Source organism: Pseudopedobacter beijingensis (assembly GCF_042678145.1).
Taxonomy (GTDB): domain Bacteria; phylum Bacteroidota; class Bacteroidia; order Sphingobacteriales; family Sphingobacteriaceae; genus Pseudopedobacter; species Pseudopedobacter beijingensis.
Genome location: NZ_JBHUDG010000001.1, coordinates 13637 through 34511, shown reverse-complemented (window position 1 = coordinate 34511; position 20875 = coordinate 13637). Strand labels below are relative to the sequence as shown.

The following is a 20875-nucleotide window of genomic DNA, read 5'->3' as shown; positions in this document are numbered from 1 at the left end:
CTAAGTAATTCTGAAAGAGATCCATCGCCTGCCTGCGCTCGGGATGGACAAAGTTCTTTTGACACACCCCCTTCTGACCTAGTGAAAGGGGGTAAACACCCCATTTTAGCAATCTCCTTACCTGAATACCACATCATCGTCAATTCTCGTTTAAATTGACGATGATGCGGCTTCTTGCGCAATAGCAAGGTCCTTTTGATATAGCTTTAATTATCTATACCTATCCTATATTTCTTTCCTTTTATTTTTTCGTTTTTCAACAAATCTAAAGCTGCCCTTGCTTTTTTACGTTTAACAGCCACATAAGCCATTTTATCCTGTAGGGTAATCATTCCCAGATCCTCTTTCTCCAGAAAAGCTTTTTTATAGAATAAGCCTGCCACATCCATCTTAGAAATTTTATCCTTTTTACCGGCAGCAATATAAAAAGTTACCCATTCTGTAGGTTCAGGCAAAGGCAAATCTTCATTTATAAAATCTGTTTCCGTATAATCAGTAATATATTCAGGTTTATACTCCTCTTCCGAGAGCAACAAATGCACCATACCATCGGCTTTCATCCTGGCAGTCCTTCCATTTCTGTGGATAAAAGACTCTTCATTTAAAGGCAATTGATAATGAATAACATGTTGCACATCCGGAATATCTAAACCCCGCGATGCCAGATCCGTATTTACAATAATGGAAGCTGTGCCATTCCTGAATTTTACCAGGGCCTTTTCTCTATCTTGTTGCTCCAACCCTCCATGATAAATAACCGCCGAAATCCCCTTATGTCTCAACAATTCATAAACATGCTCTGTAGCTTCCCTAAAATTACAAAACACCAACGTTGATTGATTAGGATATTTACAAAGTGTGTGAAGCAACAGTTTTAATTTATCTTTTGACCGCGTATGTATAACCTCTACAGATAATTTAGGTTTATGCACCTCTTCCTGTAAAAAGCTTAATTGAAAAAAATCACGTGCAGCAACATACGAAGGTAATTCTTCAAAATGAGTTGCAGATGTTAACACCACGCCTTTTACCTTAAACAGTTCGTCAAAAATAAAACTGATATCCTCATCAAAACCCAACTCCAGAGATTTATCAAATTCGTCTAAAATTAAATAGTTAATAGTAGAAACATCAAAATTACCTTTCCTAAGATGATGCGATAATCGTCCGGGAGTTGCTATAATCAATGCTGGTGCATCATTCAAAAGACTGCTTTCTTCTATTTTAACAGAATGTCCCCCGTAACAACAAGTTACCTTCAGTCCCGTTTGCAAAGATCTAAACACTTGTTCTATTTGTAGTGCCAGCTCTCTGGACGGAACCACCACCACAGCCTGAACTCCTTTCTGGTCAAACTTAAGGTTTAACAAAAGTGGCAATAAAAAAGCTAGCGTTTTCCCTGATCCTGTTGGAGACAGCAAGAGCATATCAGGATGCTTTTCTGCCACCTGTAATGCCTCCAATTGCATGTTATTCAGTTTTTCTATACCTAATTTTTGTAAGTAAGGGTTCAGCTTTTCTATCATAATGGCAAATATCAGTAAATATTATAGCATATACATCATTCAGCTATTTATCTTTGCAACATGAGAAAGCTCAAATTAGATGAACTCAACCGCCCAAGTGTTGAAGAATTTAAAAAGCAGGATAAGCTGCCTGTTGTGGTTGTTTTAGACAATGTTAGAAGTTTACATAATGTAGGATCTGCATTTAGAACTGCTGATGGTTTTGCTGTAGATTCTTTGTATTTGTGTGGAATTACTGCTACTCCGCCACATCGCGAAATAGAAAAAACAGCTTTGGGCGCCACACAATCTATAGACTGGAAATATTTTGATAAAGTTGCTGATGCGGTATCGGATCTGAAGGAAAAAGGTTATAAAATTATTGCTATTGAACAGGCAGAGAATAGCGTGAGCTTATTGGATTTTGAACCGAAACATGGCGAAAAATTTGCTCTGTTCTTTGGCAACGAAGTAAATGGTGTTAGCGAAGAAGTAATGCAACAGATTGACTCTTGTATAGAAATCCCTCAGTTTGGGACTAAGCATTCTTTTAATATTGTGATTAGTACAGGGATTGTTTTATGGGACTTTTTCTCGAAATTAAATCAGTAAAAAAACAACAATGGAGCTTTCATTAATAAAGAAACTAAAGATAAAGTCGGGACAAAAAGTATACTTAGCTAATGCCCCTTCTGAGTTTATTGATTTCATGAATGGGCTTCATAAAGATTTTGAGCTGGTAACTACGGCAAAAGATCAGGACGTAATTATTTTATTTGTTGAAAACAGTAACGTATTATATTCATCCTTAAATCAGCTACATATTGCTATCACAACCAGTAGCTTATGCTGGATATGCTACCCTAAAAAGACATCTAACATAAAAAGTGATCTGGAAATGATGTCATCCTGGAAAGATTTGGAGAAATATGAATTACGACCTGTTGCCTCTATAGCTATTGACAAGAACTGGACAGGACTACAAATCAAACCTATTGATACTGTTAAAAAATCTGGCATAAGCAACGAGTCTATTGCTCAAAATGAGTTGGGTGAATTTATTGATGTCAAGAACAGAATAATTACCCTGCCCGAAAACCTGGATAATCTCCTCAATTCTTTTCCGGAAGAAAAATCGTTTTTTAATACGTTGAGCTATACCTGTAAAAAGGAGTATCTGATATGGTTATTAACTGCCAAACAGGAAAAAACAAAATTAAGCAGACAAACAGCCTTTATAGAGAAATTACGGAATCAAAAGAAAAGTCCATCAGAAAAGTAATATTTTCTCTGGTGGGCCAACTATAAATTCTGGGACATGATTAAAAACAGAAAAAAGCCTACCGGAAAAGCAATATTTTACCGATAGACTTTTTGTATTGGTTATTTATGTTTGGGTTGATTGTTATTTAGCAATACTCACATTATCTATAAATGCTCTAAGGCTGGTACTGATAGTTGATATAGTTACTGTTGTTTCACTTGTTCCCCCCGTAAAGTCAAGCGTATAAGTTTCTAAAGGATCGCCCATTTTAGCAGTAAAAGAAACCGTTTTTTCTTGTCCATAACTTGTTTTAACAACAATTTGTCCCGAAGCTGCACTCCATCCTTTTACATCTAATTTTACTTTAAAGTTTCCGCCATTACCACTCAAATCTAGTTTTTTACTGGTTATAGACCCCACTAAAGAAGCTGTACCCAATTTAACCATTCCACCTGCAGGATAGGCAGACTCTACAGTTGGGAAATTTTCATTTCCACTCCATTTTGTTCCACTAGGCGCATTATCGCCTGTACTGGCCGTATTACCACCTGCAGTTAACGTACTAAAATCTTCTGTAAGTGAAGTTGCCGTATTTCCTCCTCCGGGATTAGGATTTCCTGTTCCTGCTACCACATCAGCAGCTGTACGTACAGTCAGTTGCTTTGTTCCATTATATAGAGACAGATATCCTGTAATTGATGTTAAATTATCGGGTATGGTAATGCCCGAAGTAGTTCTTACAAAAGTTACTATAGACCCGTCTGTTGCGGTAAGCGTGTAATTTAAACCACTTGAATTGGAAGCCCCTTTTGTTACGGTAAGGTTTTCCAATTTAACAACAGTTGATGTCCAGTTATTAATATTAGAATTAATTTCTGTAATAGTAGTTGTTTTTGGTGTTATTGCTCCTGTACCTACTGCTTTAATATTAGACAAAGGCACTTTTAATTCTAAATCTCCGTTATAAACAATCAAAGATTGAGCTGAGGTATTGATTTCTACTTCCTGACCTAAATTAAATGTATTTGATCCACCGCTAGATACATAAACTAAAATACCCGCTCCTCCTTTTTCCTGTACTCTTAAATTGTATTGACTTTCGTTTGCTATTGAAGAAACTACTATCCCTTTTATTTTGGTATTGGCAGGTAACTTAACTTCAGTATCATTAGGACTGGTTATCGCCAATTTAGAGCGCAACTCACTGATAGAAATCAGCTCTTCAGACCCAGATTGATCACCACCTCCCGAACTTCCATCACAACGGTCACCTGTCAGGTCTTTCATATCTTCCAGATCCCTTACCATAAATTGTTTAGTTGTTCCAAATATGGTATAAATACCTACTAAAGAACCTTTTCCTCTTGCAACCTTTTCCCCTGCAAAATTTGCATAGTCACTCATCCGCAAAGTAATCTGGTTACCGTTACAATCTTTAACAATTCTATTTTGTGTAGATGCCGGATTGGTAGCATTCGCATAAGTTTTACTCAACTCACTATCATCAAACTGAACATCTTTAAGCTCTACCAGCATGCTTAGATATTGATTATCTAACTGATTAATAGAAAGCTGAACCGGTTTCATCACATCTACAGCATAGCTTTTAACCAAATATTTATCAATCACCGCTCCCGGAATACGCACAGGTTGGTTACTGGTATTTATTCCCAAACCCAACTCTAACAATCCATTATAAGTTCCTAAAGTTAGTCCTTTAGCCTTAATGTATACCCAGCTTCCTGTTGGGTAATTATTGTGGATATTATTGGCATCTATCTCTATATCTAAACCACCTGTCTGATCCTGAACAAAGATCTTTTTAAAAATATTTCCCGATTTATCGTCTCCTACCACCAATGCTTTTAGTACCAGGTCTTCTGTAATTTCAAGTGGTGATCCCTGATATTTAGCTAATAGCTGAGCTATGGTAATATTTGCTTCCAGCTGTGGTTCTTCTGGATAAGGTGGCTCATCGTAAGTTTTTTTACAGCCTGTTAGGGCTACAAATAATAGCATTATCATGCTACCTAATTTCATTAATTTCATATTCATCTCTTTAATTGTAAAAAGTTGTTAATTCATTAAAATCTTAAAGTAAGACTGGTAAAAAAGTTAATCCCGTATGCGTAATAGTATTTTGCTGGGAATTTATTGGCATCTTTTTGTGCAAAATCAAAACGTAATTGTTCGTATCCGCCAGAAACTAATTGTTTATTGTTCAACAGGTTATTTACACCCAATATAAACGAAAATGGTAAACGTGTTTTTCCGGATTTTAAAGTAAAGTTCTTACCTCCAAATAAGTCCATGGTATATTGGTTTTCGAGCTTCTCCTGATTCAGAATAGAATACCAAAGTTCCGAACCAGCCTGCACACCATTTAATGCCCTTTCCGTTCTTCTGATGGGATTAATAGCTATGTAATACCTGTCAAAATAATTAACATTCAGGTTTAAAAACCAGTTTCTTCTCCCTTGATAATTTATACCTGCGGTATAGGCTTCTTGTGGTGTTTGTCCAACATTAAAATTTTTGGAATAAACAATTTCATCCGCTAATATTTCCGAACTATTGTCAACCGTAACTATAGCCCTTTGTCTTGATGTATAATAGTACCTTCCAATATTGGCCGCCGCTACAAATTTAAATCCTTTATAAAAAGGCACTTCTATTCCTAACTCACCACCATAATGTTCTTTATCTATATTAGAAAGTGCGTAGTTAACAAAATTCTGGTAGCTGTCATCATAATAATTCAACACATCCATTCCATTTTTAAAAGAAGCGTAATAAGCATTTGCCCTAAGCTTCAGTTTTTCCCAGTTTAAGATATACCCCGCTTCTGCACTTATAACATCTTCTGAAGTTACATTTGCCTGAGATGTATTTCTATTACGTGGCGAAATGAAAACATTTTCTACAAAAGGGGCTCTGTTCCCCACCGATGCATTTGCATAGAAATAGTTACGCCCATCCAGTTTATAGGTTAAACCACCTTTCAGATTATAATTATTGAAAGTATATTCTCTGGATTTCCCGAAAGAACTTATAGGGTACAATCCATTACGCACCAACCCATCACGCCAAAGGGATGTATTAGAGAAAGATGCAGCTAAAAAATAGTCTAAATAATCTGTCTTTGCTTCTGCCTGAGCAAAAACTTTAGCCTCTCTTACATTCAAATAATAATCATATCCAAATTCATCACCTTTATAAAGTACTCTGTTTGGATTATCCAGATCGTTTTGATTGACATTATCATCATTAGGATAAGATCTTTCTGCAAATTGATTGATGTTCAAATAAAAATCGCCCCCTAAAAGATCATTTACACGCTTAAAGTTTCTGTCTCTTTGTGTATTGTAAAGCAATCCTCCGGTAAGTTTTATCTTATCGGTAAGCTGATTATTATATACCGAATTGAAGTTAAGTTTGTTAGATGCTGTTACTCTGTCTTCCAGTATATATCTTGATCTGCGCCCCGAAACTATCGTCCCATTATTATTCAACTCCATCAAGCTCGACCTGTTTACATCATACAAGCGGTTCCAATTAATTTGCCTATAAGATTCATTATTGCTGTATAAGTCTGTAAGAATATCTTTGGCTGCCTGACTGGTTGCATAACTCGGTAGATTACGGTAATAATCAGGTCGTGGATCCGCAGCATTGTACCAATCTAATGCAGTTCGGTATCTTTCTCCAAAAGAATAACCTACCGAGGTATTTAGTTCAGACTGTTGATTTATTTTCCATTCGTGTGTAAGTATGGTGTAGGGCTGAAAAGTTGTAGTTAAATTAGCACTTCTTTTCTCTCCATTTTGGTATCCCCATGATGGATTATAGTAATTTGTACCCGCCAGACTGTACATTTCCTGAGTTGCTGCTGCCTGTCCGGCAGATACCGTAGGTGTCCCGAAAGTAACTAAAGACAATAAATGCTTATCATTAATTTTCTTATCTACAGCTGCATAATAAGATGCTCCATTGTAATAAGTTCCGTCAATATAACCTTCTTTTGCATAGCGAAAAGAACCAGAGAAAGCAAACGCCCATCCGTTTTTACTCATTCCAGAAGCCCAGCTCAACATAAGCCTGCTATTATAATTTCTGTTAGCATGTGCGTAGCTGGCGCTCCATTGCGGACGTTGACTGGATGCTTTTATATCAATAGCTGTAGCACCACCTATATCTCCAAAAGCAAAATCAACGGGACGTAAACCATAGCTCACCACTTTGCCTCTCATGACATCATTGAGTCCTCCCCACAAATTCCAAGGCATATATCCATTGGTTAAATTTTTCATGGATACGCCATTAATATAAGTTTCAGAATAAGAGTTATCATAGCCTCTTATCTTAAAACGAGCTACATTAAAATTAAAAACTCCTGAAAAATAGGGATCTCTGCCACCATATAAAACAGAAGATATACTTTGTCCCCCGCTTCCTGTAGCATTTTCAGAATCGTTTTCATCTAAAACTACAATAGGGATATTGTTCCGGAGTTCCTCTTTCATTTGCTGCACCTCTGTTGTATCTGTCTTCAACTGTGCAAAAACCAATGATGGGGCCAGCATAACTGCTGCTACCATTAAAGGATGTAATTGTTTGGCCATTCAGTTCTAAAGTGTAATTTGTTAATTGAACCTGCTTTTTTACTATTATTCCGGTAAATATTTTTCAGCGTATTTACCGGATTCAAAAGTAAGTGCACTATATTTTCTTAACATAACCACTTCATTAAGATTACATTAACATCCAAAAACAGAAAAAACAAAAATATATTTATCTTAAAAATGGCTTAACACAGAACTTATATTACAGTTCCATATTTGCATTTTATTATACAAGAAATGCATAAAAAATTCCTTTTCTCCATTCTGTTTTCATTAGCTCTTTTTCAGGCTTATGCACAAAAAAGAGAATTTAGTGTTGTTAATATTGGCTTCTATAATCTGGAAAACCTATACGACACCATACATCAGGCAGGTATAAATGATTATGAGTATCTGCCTGCTTCCAAGAAAAAATATAATTCACAAGTTTATACAGACAAGATTGAAAAACTCTCTTCCGTTATTTCTGAGATTGGCAAAAACGTATCTGCTGATGGCGTTGCCATACTTGGAGTTTCTGAAATTGAAAATAAAAATGTACTTATTGATCTTTGCAGATCTGAAAATCTAAAAAACAGGGATTATCAAATTGTACATTACGATTCACCGGATGCACGTGGTGTTGATGTTGGTTTTTTATATAATCCCAAATATTTTAAAGTAGATACCAGTGCGGCACTATATGTTGACCTGCCTGCTGCAGCTAATGGATATAAAGGAAAAACAAGAGATGTACTTTGGGTAAAAGGAAAGTTACTTGGCGAAGAGTACCATATATTTGTTAACCATTGGCCTTCCAGATATGGTGGGTCCTCTGCATCTGCTGACAGAAGAGCCGCAGCCGCTCTGGTGTGCAGAACTGCTATTGATGCTATTTTAAAAGTCAATACTAAAGCAAACATTCTGGTCATGGGTGATTTAAACGACAACCCTACCGATCCCAGTGTTGTAAAAGTTTTAAAAACCTCGTCTACACCAACGGGTGCCATAAAAGGAAAATTATATAATCCATGGGAAGATATCTATAAAAAAGGTACCGGAACAATAGCCTATCAAGATGCCTGGGCTTTGTTTGATCAGATTATTGTTTCTGAAAACGTAACCAACAAATCTTCCGATAAATACTATTTCTATCAGACTGGTATTTATAAAAGAGAAGAAATGATACAAAATTCGGGAAAATATAAAGGGTATCCGAAAAGAACCTTTGATTTTGATAGATACGTGGGTGGTTTTAGTGATCACTTTCCTGTTTATATCACTCTTGTAAAACCAATAGAACAGTAAAGCAGCTATGATGCATAAACTAATTTTTAGATATTTTTGGATCACAATATTTACAGTACAGATTGTAGCCTGTAAAAAATCGTATGAGGAACCCCAAAAACCTACACCACCGCCCGGTCAGGAAATTGAAGTTGAAATCCCAGGCAATAATAACGGCAACGAGTGTGGTAATTTTAATCCTTCTTTTACTGATAATTCAAATATTCTTCTGGGTATACCCGATGATGCACAACCCTGCATACTTTTTAAAGAGAAATACTTTATAGACCAGAAGTATTATGCTGAGTCTTATAGTGCTACCCGAGGAACTCCAAATTGGGTTAGCTGGCATCTAAGCTATAGTGATTATAGCTCGGGGAGCAGAAAAGATAATTTTAGAGCTGATAGTAAACTCCCTATTGGTTTTTATCAGGTTAGCCAAACCAGCTACCAATATTCTGGTTTCGACAGAGGACATAATTGTCCATCGGGTGACAGAACAACAGATCCAAATGCCAATAACGCTACTTTCCTGATGACTAATATTATCCCCCAATCTCCAAAAAACAACCAGGGGACATGGGAAAATATGGAGAATTTTATCCGTGATAAATATGCTTCTATAGGCTATGAATGTTATATTATTATGGGTTCTTATGGTAAGGGAGGTACTGGCAGTTCGGGATATTCAGATGCTATTGATAACGGACGGGTAACCGTTCCTTCTAATATATGGAAAATAGTAATTGCTATTCCCGAGGGCAACAACGATCTTTCCCGTATTGATGCTAATACCATCATTATCGCTGTTAATACACCCAACATCCAAAATATCAACAGTGACTGGAGGAATTATATTGTCACTGTTAAGGATATAGAAAATGTAACAGGATATAATCTGTTAACCAATATTCCTGAGGATATCCGAAACATATTAAAAATAAAAAGATATAATTAAACCGGAAAAAGCTGTCTTGTCTACTATCTAAAAACCGGAAGTTTACCATTACCCGTAATGATGAATTTCCGGTAATTTCATAAAGATAGTAGTTCCATTTATAACGTCACCCAACTCTTCAAACCCCATTTTCTTATATAAATTATAGGCTTTAGAATTTTCTATATCCATTGAATAACAAATACGGAATTAGTCCTCTTCCAATTCTTCTTTAGTATAACCGCCGTTACAGTCCATACAAGCATTAGCATAGGCGTCATATTCGTCATAAGCTGCACCAACTTTACCAAATAAGGTAATAATCCGGTCTATTCTTACCGCGCAACCATTAGCTGTAATAATAAATACACCGGCATTCTTTTCCTCTCTCATTCCCACCACCGGTCCCTGCGTTTCTTCTATCTGATTTCCCTCTCCAAAATAAAATATCTTTCCCTCGCTTTTTTTACTAATCTGCTCTTCAATAGTTTCACGGTACTCCCACGCTACCGGAAGATATGAGGTATCTTTTTCAGCTGTTTTGCTAGTCATAGATAGCTCCTTTCTCTGCTTATTTTATAAAATTGACACAGTTTTATTGTTATAAAGATACGTAGAAAAATAGTGTGGTCAATTTAGTTCTACATTGACCACCTACTTTCTCCCAAGATGGCTCAATTATGATTATTTCCTATAATATGGCAAAATGACTAGTCCTGTTGCTAATTATTATAAAACAACAAAGAAGGGATATAAAAATAAAGATAATATTTATTAAATGCATGTATGTATTACGATGATAACTACCAATGATCTGTTCTGAACGGAGAAACTGGTAGTCCCTTATCATTATAAAGATTGGGTATAGATATATCAGTAAATCCAAATCTTACTGCTACAGGTTTTTTCACGTCTTTGTTAAACACTACCAGTTTATTTTTATCAATCTTGTAACTGGCCGGTACAAAGTTTTTGGAATCATCTGCAATGAAAAGATCTGTAATCTCTTTACCTTTTACTTGCAATTTACCTTGTACATAGTCAAAGTCTATAACTATTTTATTTCCCTCTACCTTATGAATTTTATAGACAGGTGATTTATAATCTACAGCATCTTTATGATAAACTTCTGTCAAAGCTATACTGGCAAGTCTTTGAGCTACATCTTTTTTTCGGGTAGGGTGTATATCTTTTATATCTGGCACCAAATCTGTAACTACCACCATCCCTGTTTTAGGCAAACTTAATGTTTGTGTTTGTTGTTCTCTTAATAATGCTCCTCTTTGTTCTTCCGGTTTAGATTTGTAATCATAAGGTGCTATTTGGACATAATAAAATGGGAATTCATATCCCCAGGCATTTCGCCAGGATTTAATCAGTGCTGAAAATAATTTATGGTATGAACTATACTGTGATATATTAGCCTCTCCCTGATACCAAAATGCTCCGGCAATATTGTATCCTACAAAAGGTCTTATCATTGAATTCCAAAGAGCCCCAGCTTCATGCGGTCTGGCTATACCCGGTTTATACTTCTTAGCGTTTTTCGATAATTCTTCATCTGCATTAATTATACTTTCTGGTGTCCAAACCTCTGCAGTAGTACCTCCCCAACTTGAATTGATAACGCCTACGGGTACATTTAGTTCTCCATTTAATTGTTTAGCTATAAAATAGGCTATAGCACTAAATCCCTTTGCGGTCTCGGAATTACATTCTTTCCAAGAATCAAAAATATTATCTTGTTGATTTAAAGAAGCTATATGACTAACCTGCAATAGTCTTATCTGCGGATTCATCGCATCAGGCAATTCATCTATCATCTCTTTCAATTTGTCATTTGAATTTAATTGCATATTTGACTGACCAGAACATAACCAAACTTCTCCTATAAGAATATTTTTGATCACTTTTTTATACTGCCCAAACGTGATGGTAATTTCATAAGGACCTCCTGCTTCTGGAGTTTTCAGTTTTGCATTAAAACGACCATGTGCGGTAGATTTTACTTTTATCACTTCGTTAGACCAGGAAGGTATAACGGTAACTTCTCCTCCTCTGTTCCCCCATCCCCAAAAATTAACTTCTGAGTTTCTTTGGAGAATCATATTATCTGTGAAAAATGACGGTAAATTAATCTGAGATTTTACAATTACCGGAATTAGCACAAATACAAATGCAATAATTTTATTCATTTTTATTTGTTTTATGGTACATAGATTTGTTTCTTATATCCTATTTTACTACGGCTATAGTTCTTCTGACTACCTTACCGACCCTTTTTTTACTTATAAAAATGGCTGCTTTTACAGACAAGGGCATATCCACCACAAAGGGTTTTGTATATAAAATTGAATTATCATATGTAGGGTGGGTTCCATCAAGCGTATATCTTATTTCTGTTCCATGCCTGTAAGAAGTCAATGTAACCGTAGCTTTTGAGTTCAAAGTATCAATACTTGAACTAAACCAAACATTGTCTATAGTTCTGGCATAATTAACATCTTCTTTTTCATAAAATGACCATTCATTTTCTAACCTTCTTGCAAAATCACTCCAGTTTTTAGAACTCGCGGATGTCCACCCTACTTCAGCAACGGCTGTGATTCTTGGGAATATCATATATTCCACGGCCTCTTGCGTATGCAGTAATTCTGTCCAAACATTAGCCTGTAGGCCTTTCACATATTTTGCTTCTTCCTTGTCCAATTCCAACGGAATAGGCTCATAATCATATACTTTTTGAATTGGCAAGGGTAAGGCCCTAACTCTACCATATGGCTGTTCTAAATCCGGTTCACCCTGATAATAATCAAAATACAGATGTGTATTGGGGCTCATTACAACATCATGCTTCATTTTAGCAGCAGCAATTCCCCCTTTTGTCCCTCGCCAAGACATAACCATCGCATTTGGAGCCAATCCTCCTTCCAGAATTTCATCCCAGCCAATAATGTTTTTATTTTTTGTAAGCAAAAATTGCTCTATTCTTTTTATAAAATAGCTTTGCAGCTCATGTTCATCTTTTAACCCTTCTTTTTTAATTCTCTCCTGACATTTTGGACAAACTTTCCATCTGTCCTTAGGACATTCATCACCTCCAATATGTATAATGCTTCCGGGAAATAACTCCGCTACTTCTGTCAGTACATCTTCCAAAAACCTGAAAGTTTCTTCGTTTCCTGCGCAATAGACTTCCTTAAGTACTCCAAATTTACCGGGTACCTGAAACGGCCCCCCGATACATGAAAGTTGAGGCATTGCTGCTAAAACTGCACTGGAATGTCCTGGCATTTCAATTTCAGGTACGATCGCTATAAATTTAGATTGTGCATATCTGACAACATCTTTTATCTCTTCCTGTGTATAATAGCCTCCGTGAGGATTTTTATCTATCCAGTTTTTATCTAGGCCTATACCAAACAATGTTTCAGATCGCCATGCCGCTTTTTTAACCAATTCTGGATATTTTTTAATTTCAATCCTCCACCCCTGATCTTCTGTTAAATGCCAGTGAAAGGTATTTATTTTATATACTGCCAGATTATCTATCAGTTTTTTAATAAACTCTGTAGAATAAAAATAACGTCCAACATCCAACATCATCCCTCTCCATGCAAACCTTGGCTTATCATATATTTCTACACCCAATATTTTGCCCTCAGAACTGTTCCTTATAAGCTGAACTAACGATTGAACTCCATAAAAAACACCATGCGCTTGTGACGCTGAGATAACGACTCCTTCAGGTTTAACTTTTAATCCATAGCCTTCGCCACCTAAAGTATCTGCTTTTTGATCTTTTTCTAATAAAATATGATTCTTTTTCAGATTTTTCCCGTCATATATTTTTATATTGGGTTTAAACCCTTTTATTTTAAAGATTTCATCAGATAGCTGGATTGCAATATTTTCAAAATCTTTAGGTTCGTTGCTAATATAGATTATCGTTTTTTCATTTATTGAAAAAAAACCTGATGTATTTTTAGCATACAATGGTTTAGGTATAATATCTGTTGCAAATGTTTCATAACTAATTAAAAAAAAGTTTAAAAGCAAAGTTGTAATTATCAGTTTTCTCATCTCTTATCTGAAGTATTGTAATTATTGAATTCTTCTATATTTTTTCTTAGTGATTTACGATAGGTTTTGAGCCTGTGAAAAGTCAAAAAATTTGCATCGTGATAGTTTTGAGCCTGCTCTGATTCTGTATCATAAGCTGTTCTGGACAGATAAATAATATCATTTCCTACAATCTCCCAATCTATGTAGTTAAATCCATGTCTAATTCTATCTGGATGATGCAATAGGATTTTATGAACGGTCCAATTCTTTAAATCAGTTGAGGAGATTAAAGCCTGTGTATTTCGTACCCTGTCTAATTGTATTTCACCTCTAAATTCTTTAGGTACATAATTTACTATGGCCAGGTATTTTTTGGAATTTGTGTCATATTTAACAGAGAATTTTTTACTACCTCCGGGAAATTTTATAAATCCATTAACTTCATCAAATACTGAGGTTGCTCCATTATCTGCTATTTCAACAATTGCAGCATGTTCCTCATAAATATCGGCAGGTGTATGAACCCTAAGTATATTATAAATAGCTCCATTCTTGCCAACCACAGCATTTCCTTCTAACCACGCTCCAAATTTTCCTTTCAAATATGTTGAATCATATGGCAAGTGATTTGTCATTCGCCAATTTTTAGCATCCAAAGGATTATCTCCTACTTTTATTGAAAGCATAAATGTACTATACCTTTTACCCCAACGCTTAATTTCGCCATCAGCCCTTTCCATTGCTTTCCATAAGTATCCCTGATGTTCGATTACCGGTGTAGGAGCGCAGTGAAATTCGCCCTTCGAAATAAGACCCGACTGAGAATTAACCGGATTTGACCAGGTATGACCACTGTCTACAGATTCTCTGATAATGAGATTCCCATGATGTTTATCTGTACCTATAAGGTAAAGTTTATCGTTATAATAAAATGGTTTAGACCAAAATTGTCCGTCAATCATAGCTATTTGATGCCAATTTTTTCCTTTGTTATCAGATAGATAAACATTTGTTTGTGCTGAAATAAATTCTGTCGACCCTTTACCAAATAAATCATGTGTTACTAATAAAGAACCATTAGGTAAAACACATAAACCTGGAGATCCGATAAATTGATTGGTTTCTACCGCCTGATGGGCGATAATTTCACCAGGTATTTTCCTTTTTTTATTTCCTGCAAAAACCGTAGAAATGAAGCTTATTAATAAAAACTGAAAAAATATTTTTATTGAAAGCGAACATAAATAGCTTGAATTGAACTTAAACATTATCTCATATTAAAACATAAAAAAGAGGCTGTCTCAAAGGTTATCATAATCCTTAAAGAGAAGAACAGCCCCTTATAAACTATTTAGAAAACTTAAATCTTAAGTTTTTATCACTGGATTTTAAAGACACTATATAAACGCCTGATGATAAACCTTTATTAATTTCTAATCTATTGCTCCCCATACTTAAATACACATTTTTCACGTATACTGCCCTGCCGGAAATATCAGATATTACAAGTTCATTTAAACCTTCTTTAAGCGGAACAATGTCCAACTCTAGTGTTTCTCCTTTTGTAAATATTTTAACTTGAGGTTCTAAGACTGCAATTCTGGCAGAAATAACATTTGGATATTCGGATTTCGTTCCGTCTTTGTCTATCTGGACTAATTTATAGTAATTATCACCTGTAACTGGGTTCAAATCTTCTATAGCATAGGCAGTAATTCCTTTAAAATCATTTCCTTTAGCTGATATGGATTGAAGGAAACTAAAATTTTCACCATCAGTAGATTTATAAATCTCAAAATGAGAGTTATTCTTTTCTTCTATTGTTTCCCATTTCAATGCAACTGTAGCATTCGAAGTTTTATTAGCTGTAAAAGATTTAAATGTTACAGGAAGGGTTAATGTTGTATTATCATGAATTTCAAAATCATCAAATTCATAAGTTGCTGTTAAACCATTATAACGGGCAAAGAACATGAATTTGTTGATTGATGCAGATGGGCTCTTGGCCGCCACTCCTGCCAATGCTTTGTCAGTTCCTACCCATAAATCCCAGGTATCGTTTAAGATAGTTTGTTGCTGACCATTTGGTCCGGCATAACCTATTGTAGTACCTGTATTGTTAATCACAAAAGTAATTTCCTGTTGACCTGTATATTGATTAGATAAAGCTGTTCCATTTCCCACTTTAAAACCTCCATTAACACCACTATAGAAAAATTCAAAAAAACTATGAATTGAATTGCTGTAATTTAGTTCTGGGTCGGCTCCGTTTGTTGGAAAATCATCTCCAACAAAAAACTTAGATTGGGAAGAGGTACTGGTACTTCCATTTGCCACAAGCTGATATTTGAACTTTATTTGCAAAAAAGTTGGATTGGTACTAAACGCGGTATATCTGGTAAAATTGGCAGAAGAATTCCCTGTACTTTTTTTCTCAAACCTCAATTTTTCATCAACAATAGAAGATGGCTGATGTGTCAAATTTTCAATTCTATTGAATTGATTTTGGCCAGGAGCTGTAGCATTAAAATAGCTTGAGACCATAGGCGATGTACTGAAATTTTGTTGAAAAATTTGCCCGTAGGTAAGGTCACTTAGTAATAAACCTAAGCCCCAAAAAAGTAATGTTTTTTTCATAATGAATTCTATTTAAGTCTATACATTATAAATCCGGCAACAAATCCGGTTTGTATTAGACCGGATTTGACAGATTTGTTTTCTAATTTTCAATTATTACCATGTTAGTTTCTGTTTATCATAATAAATATACTGTCCTTGCTCCACACCAATTATCAATGCTGGTCCACCCCCTAAATTGCCTATGGCAGGACCACATTCATGACCTCCCAGTAATATATTTTCACCATTATGCTTTAAAACTTTAGGATACTCATAAACAGGTGCCTGATTGGTTCCCGCATTCTTCAGAAAAACAACTGTAGCTCCACTTTTTGGAAGAAAATAAGGGATACCATTGGTTTTATTTGGAATAGAAGCCCATTTTGGAATACCTATTAATAAATCTAAAATGCCATCTCCATCCCAATCTGTAACAGTAATTTTAGACCTGCCAACAGCTCCCGCCACTTCATAATTAGATTCTATGACTTCACCGGTTGTTAACTTTAGCTTACCGCCATCTTCCAAATTATAATTATCAATTCTCCAATAAAGGTGGAGTTCATCTTCTTTATCCAGACATACGTACATCATTCTGTCTCCAACTTTTGCTATACCGGGTTTTACTCTCCACGATCCATGCATATCCATGCCTTTTATATAAAGCCCCCTTTCGGCACTTAAAGAAGGATTAGTTTTAGTTCCATTATTCAGATACACCGTGAATTTCCCTCTCACATCTCCCATTAATATATCCGGCAAACCGTCCTGATTCCAGTCTACAACCGTAGGCGATGTATATCCCCATCTTGTTTCTATGGGTCCCTGAATGCTTTCTCTATATCCGCCCTGTATTTTAATGATTTCTCCGCCTACTTTTAACGGTTCCGGATTAAAAAATGCCGGATTGGTATTTGTTCCCCTGTTCTTAAAGAAATAAATTTCTCCGGTTGAAGTACCTGAGATAATATCCAGTTTGCCATCGCCGTCCCAGTCTACCAATTCAGGAACTACCAGCGAACCACCATACAGTTCTGAGTTAGTCTGCATGACATGCACCGGGTCTTTGAACACAAGATTGCCTTTCTCATCTATAGTCTTTGTATTTTCGTAATAAAATATTCCACCTTCACTGGTTACAATCATCCCTTCTTTATTTCCTGCTTTGAAATAAGAACCGAAAGCATGTAATGCAGGATTCCGATGCATATCTCCATTACTTCTGACAAGATATTTTTTTGATTCTAGTTTTATAGCTCCATTATTGTCTGAATACGGGTAAGCATGAATATTACCTAAATAAGCTCCGGCAATTACATATTTTCTTTTACCTGAATTATATACATCAAAACTTTCGAATGCGTAGTACGTTTGGTCTAAGCCGGTCATTGGACTGGCATTAACTCCTGTCTGGTTCAGGTCTCTTGTAATACCCGCGTAAATGCCTACCATAGGCAAATCGTAAGGCCAAAAACCTTCTGCTGTGTATTTGGTAGCATCTGGTCCGCGCATTGGCCCATCAAACACACCATCTTCTTTTATGCAGAAGAAAAAAACATATTCTCCGTCATCTGTCTGATTTACTCCCATATATCCTAACCATGGATTTCTGGGTAGATTATTTACATTCATTGACTTAACAGTTCCAAAACTGTAGCTATTCTTATCAAACTCTGCATATTTCAAGACTCTTCCCTCAAGCCAAAAACCAAGAATATTCCCACTCTTATTTTGATATATCCTTAGTTTGTTTCTACCGTTATCCTGAAATGGTAAAGTTATTTTTATAGGTTCCGAGAATACCGGTTCATTATTGGACGTAAAACCCTTAAAGAGATATAAATAAGTTCCTGGGTGCCATTGGTCTGAGCACAAAAATATATCTGGATAGCTATCGTTATCTACATTCGCTACACCCATGTTATAAACAGCAATAGATTGTAACGAGAACCTGCCTACTCCATCTGCTGTACCAATTTCCAAAGGCTTTCCGCTAATCAATGTTGTAGATCTGTATGGAACTGTATCGGCTTTCCGTTCTTCTGCTTTTGTTATATCGCTTTTTTTACAAGCCAGCAAAATGAGGATAATACTTACATAAGAAAAAAAATACTGATTCATCTTCATATTTTAATTTTTGATGGGTTTAAATTCTATCCAGTTTAACATAAAGCCATCCTGGAGCATTTCTATTTTAATCTGCTTTATTTTTTTGTTCAATGCTACTTTGCCTGCGATTAATGTATCCCAGTTTTTCCAACCTAGAGGAGAATACAGTTCAATGATACCTGCTTCATAGAAATTCTGCTTATCTTCTGATAATGATATTTTTATCTTTCCGACAGCCTGAGACGTTAAACGAACATCTAACTGATAAGTACCTGAATTGATTACTTTTACATCGTATATGAAGTAATTTTTAGCTCTAAGTCCTGCAAGTTGTTGCCCTTCATCGATATCAGAATTGTTTTCATACTTTCCTCCTACACCCTCAGAATAATTAGTGAACTTGATTCTCCCCGGAATGATGTATGGTTCAAGCGGCCTTATATCTAACCAATTCAAACTAAATCCATCATCAACAACAGATACTTTTAATTTATATTCACCCTTTTTCAACTGTATAATAGTTCCCTGAAAGGTGTTCCAATTTTTCCATCCTTCTGTTGAAGGCAACGGCATAGTTTCCAGTTTCTGTTCTGCGCCTTGCTTTCCTATAATGCTAAGATTTAATACCGCCCTTCTGTTACCTGTCGTACGATAGTTAAATACATATTTTCCATCATTTTTAACATGGATTGCATAGGTAAAATAGTTGCCTTTTTTTATCCCGCCTAAATACTGGTTTCCTTTCTCGTCGGTAGCTTCTTCAAGCCTACCTCCCTTAGCATCAATATAATCTGACGCATAGACTCTTCCCGGGATTGATATAGATTTTATAGGTTTAAGGGGTTTTATATTTAGCCAGTTAATATTCAGTCCATCACTGATGATGCTTATCCTTAATTTATAAGTGCCTTTTTTCAAATTGATTTCTTTGCCCGAAAAGGTGCTCCAATGCCTCCACCCTCCTGTTGATGGGAATTCTGCGTTTTCTATCAACTGTTCTTTCCCGCTACGATCGATTAAGCTGACCTTTATTGCCGACTTTCTGCTTCCCGTAATTCTATAATCGATCACATACTGTCCCTCTTTTTTGATATTGACATTATATAGGAAATGGTATCCTTTTCTCAGACCTCCTAAAAAATGCTTATTAAAACTTTCCTTGTCAGTATTATCTTCTAACCTTCCTCCCTCTGAATCGCTGTAATTTGATGCTTCTATTTTTCCCGGTATATTTACTTTATTACCGTTATTTTGCGCAATAAGCTGGCTATTGGCAAGCAGTATAATACCTGCTACCAGCCACATAAAGAAGTGCTTCATATATAAATTATTGAACTCTTAAAAACTGAAACCAGCTTAAGCTCATCCCATTGGCTATGGTGGTTATTTTTATTCTTTTTCTGCCTTTGGTTAAATAGAACGTACTTCCAGACAAAGTAGCCCAATTGCTCCATCCTCCAGTACTTGGAAAATTAATTTTTTCAAGTATATTGATTGCTCCTGATAGCTCAATAGCGGATACTTCAAATGTGCATACCCTTGCGGCAGTGATCCTGTAATCTATTTTATACTCGCCTTCTTCCAGCACATTTACATCATACATAAAATAGTCGTTGTTACTTATCCCCCCTAAAAATACCCCTCCATCAACAAGCGCACTATTCTCAAATCTGCCCCCCTGGTTAGAAACATATTCAATCGCAGGTATCCGGCCGGGCAGAGTAAATCCTTCTAAAAGTGAAACATTTAAGTATTTTAAAGATAACTTACCACTGACTACTTTTATTTTGATTATAACTTCACCAATATCAATAATCGGAGAAGATTGTACACCCGAAGCCATAATATAATCGTGGTCAGATTTATTGACAGTTATATTGGTTTCATACAGCTGTGTCTGATCTCTTAATAATGAAACTTTCAGTACTGAGTTTTCATCAGCCTTTGTTAAAAATTCCAGCAAAATTTTTCCTTTTTCAGCTAGTGTAGTAGTATAGAGCAGATAATCTCCTGTTGAAAGATTGTCTACTGTTTGGTTTCCATCCGCATCTAATTGTTCATTAACCACACCGCCGCTGTTTTCTTCATAATCCACAGCAGCTACAATTCCAGGGATAGATGCTCCAACAATTTTCAATTTAATTTCTCTAACAGCCTCTGTACTACCATGTATATTCTGGTTTTTTGCTTTAAAGACCACATGATATATTCCCGGTTTAGAAAATGTATAGGAATAACTTGGTGTTTTATCGGAAACGCCCTTCACTGCTATTGCATAATCACCTTTATCGAAATTCTTCCCAGCTTCACCTGAATACATTGAAATAATATCTGGTGATCCCAAGAAAAAGAATGTAATATTTTCCCCAACAGTATATGTATCTTTTTCTGTTGTTACATCAAAATTTAACTTTTCGATCTTTTTTTCCTTCTTGCATGAAAAACACATGGATAGAGGAAGAAGAAATAAATAAAATATCCTTTTCAT

15 protein-coding genes are annotated in these 20875 nt (G+C 35.7%); 4 read left to right on the top strand and 11 right to left on the bottom strand.

Translation table 11 applies throughout. The features are described 5' to 3' along the window. Positions 1-206: 206 nt before the first annotated feature. Complete coding sequence (locus ACFSAH_RS00140; RefSeq protein ID WP_379660648.1) at positions 207-1526, bottom strand: DEAD/DEAH box helicase; 1320 nt, start codon at positions 1524-1526, stop codon at positions 207-209. A gap of 60 nt (positions 1527-1586) precedes the next feature. On the opposite strand from ACFSAH_RS00140, the gene ACFSAH_RS00135 reads away from it, so the two are divergent. Together ACFSAH_RS00135 and ACFSAH_RS00130 are read left to right on the top strand one after the other, a co-directional pair. Next, the gene (locus ACFSAH_RS00135; protein ID WP_379660647.1) at positions 1587-2117 is read left to right on the top strand and encodes an RNA methyltransferase; all 531 of its coding nucleotides are present in this window, start codon (positions 1587-1589) and stop codon (positions 2115-2117) included. 10 nt (positions 2118-2127) lie between these two features. After that, positions 2128-2787 carry a YdeI/OmpD-associated family protein gene (locus ACFSAH_RS00130; RefSeq protein WP_379660646.1) on the top strand — a complete coding sequence of 220 codons (660 nt, stop codon included), beginning with the start codon at positions 2128-2130 and terminating at the stop codon, positions 2785-2787. 123 nt (positions 2788-2910) lie between these two features. On the opposite strand, the gene ACFSAH_RS00125 is transcribed toward ACFSAH_RS00130, so the two are convergent. Further along, the gene (locus tag ACFSAH_RS00125; protein ID WP_379660645.1) at positions 2911-4818 is read right to left on the bottom strand and encodes a DUF5689 domain-containing protein; all 1908 of its coding nucleotides are present in this window, start codon (positions 4816-4818) and stop codon (positions 2911-2913) included. 35 nt (positions 4819-4853) lie between these two features. Continuing rightward, positions 4854-7391: a TonB-dependent receptor gene (locus ACFSAH_RS00120; protein ID WP_379660644.1), complete on the bottom strand. Its 2538-nt coding sequence runs from the start codon at positions 7389-7391 to the stop codon at positions 4854-4856. 237 nt (positions 7392-7628) lie between these two features. On the opposite strand from ACFSAH_RS00120, the gene ACFSAH_RS00115 reads away from it, so the two are divergent. Continuing rightward, positions 7629-8678 (top strand): endonuclease/exonuclease/phosphatase family protein, encoded by a 1050-nt coding sequence (locus tag ACFSAH_RS00115; protein WP_379660643.1) that lies wholly within the window; start codon positions 7629-7631, stop codon positions 8676-8678. Positions 8679-8685: 7 nt separating this feature from the next. Beyond that, complete coding sequence (locus tag ACFSAH_RS00110) at positions 8686-9615, top strand: DNA/RNA non-specific endonuclease (RefSeq protein WP_379660642.1); 930 nt, start codon at positions 8686-8688, stop codon at positions 9613-9615. Between the two features lie 189 nt (positions 9616-9804). On the opposite strand, the gene ACFSAH_RS00105 is transcribed toward ACFSAH_RS00110, so the two are convergent. The 8 genes from ACFSAH_RS00105 to ACFSAH_RS00070 form a co-directional block, all read right to left on the bottom strand. Next, positions 9805-10146 carry a hypothetical protein gene (locus ACFSAH_RS00105; RefSeq protein WP_379660641.1) on the bottom strand — a complete coding sequence of 114 codons (342 nt, stop codon included), beginning with the start codon at positions 10144-10146 and terminating at the stop codon, positions 9805-9807. 251 nt (positions 10147-10397) lie between these two features. Beyond that, positions 10398-11789, bottom strand: coding sequence for a sialate O-acetylesterase (locus tag ACFSAH_RS00100; protein WP_379660640.1), 1392 nt, complete (start codon positions 11787-11789; stop codon positions 10398-10400). A 40-nt stretch (positions 11790-11829) separates the two neighbouring features. Then, positions 11830-13677, bottom strand: a complete 1848-nt coding sequence (locus tag ACFSAH_RS00095; RefSeq protein ID WP_379660639.1) for a beta-N-acetylhexosaminidase — start codon at positions 13675-13677, stop codon at positions 11830-11832. After that, positions 13674-14927 carry a sialidase family protein gene (locus ACFSAH_RS00090; protein ID WP_379660638.1) on the bottom strand — a complete coding sequence of 418 codons (1254 nt, stop codon included), beginning with the start codon at positions 14925-14927 and terminating at the stop codon, positions 13674-13676. Before ACFSAH_RS00090 ends, ACFSAH_RS00095 begins: the two co-directional genes overlap by 4 nt. Before the next feature lie 79 nt (positions 14928-15006). Next, a complete protein-coding gene (locus ACFSAH_RS00085) occupies positions 15007-16296 on the bottom strand; it encodes a T9SS type A sorting domain-containing protein (protein WP_379660637.1) in 1290 nt (429 codons plus the stop codon). A 96-nt stretch (positions 16297-16392) separates the two neighbouring features. Then, positions 16393-18399, bottom strand: coding sequence for an FG-GAP repeat domain-containing protein (locus ACFSAH_RS00080; protein WP_379660636.1), 2007 nt, complete (start codon positions 18397-18399; stop codon positions 16393-16395). Positions 18400-18408: 9 nt separating this feature from the next. Then, positions 18409-19707, bottom strand: coding sequence for a carbohydrate-binding protein (locus ACFSAH_RS00075; protein WP_379660635.1), 1299 nt, complete (start codon positions 19705-19707; stop codon positions 18409-18411). A gap of 7 nt (positions 19708-19714) precedes the next feature. Further along, complete coding sequence (locus ACFSAH_RS00070; RefSeq protein WP_379660634.1) at positions 19715-20875, bottom strand: carbohydrate-binding protein; 1161 nt, start codon at positions 20873-20875, stop codon at positions 19715-19717.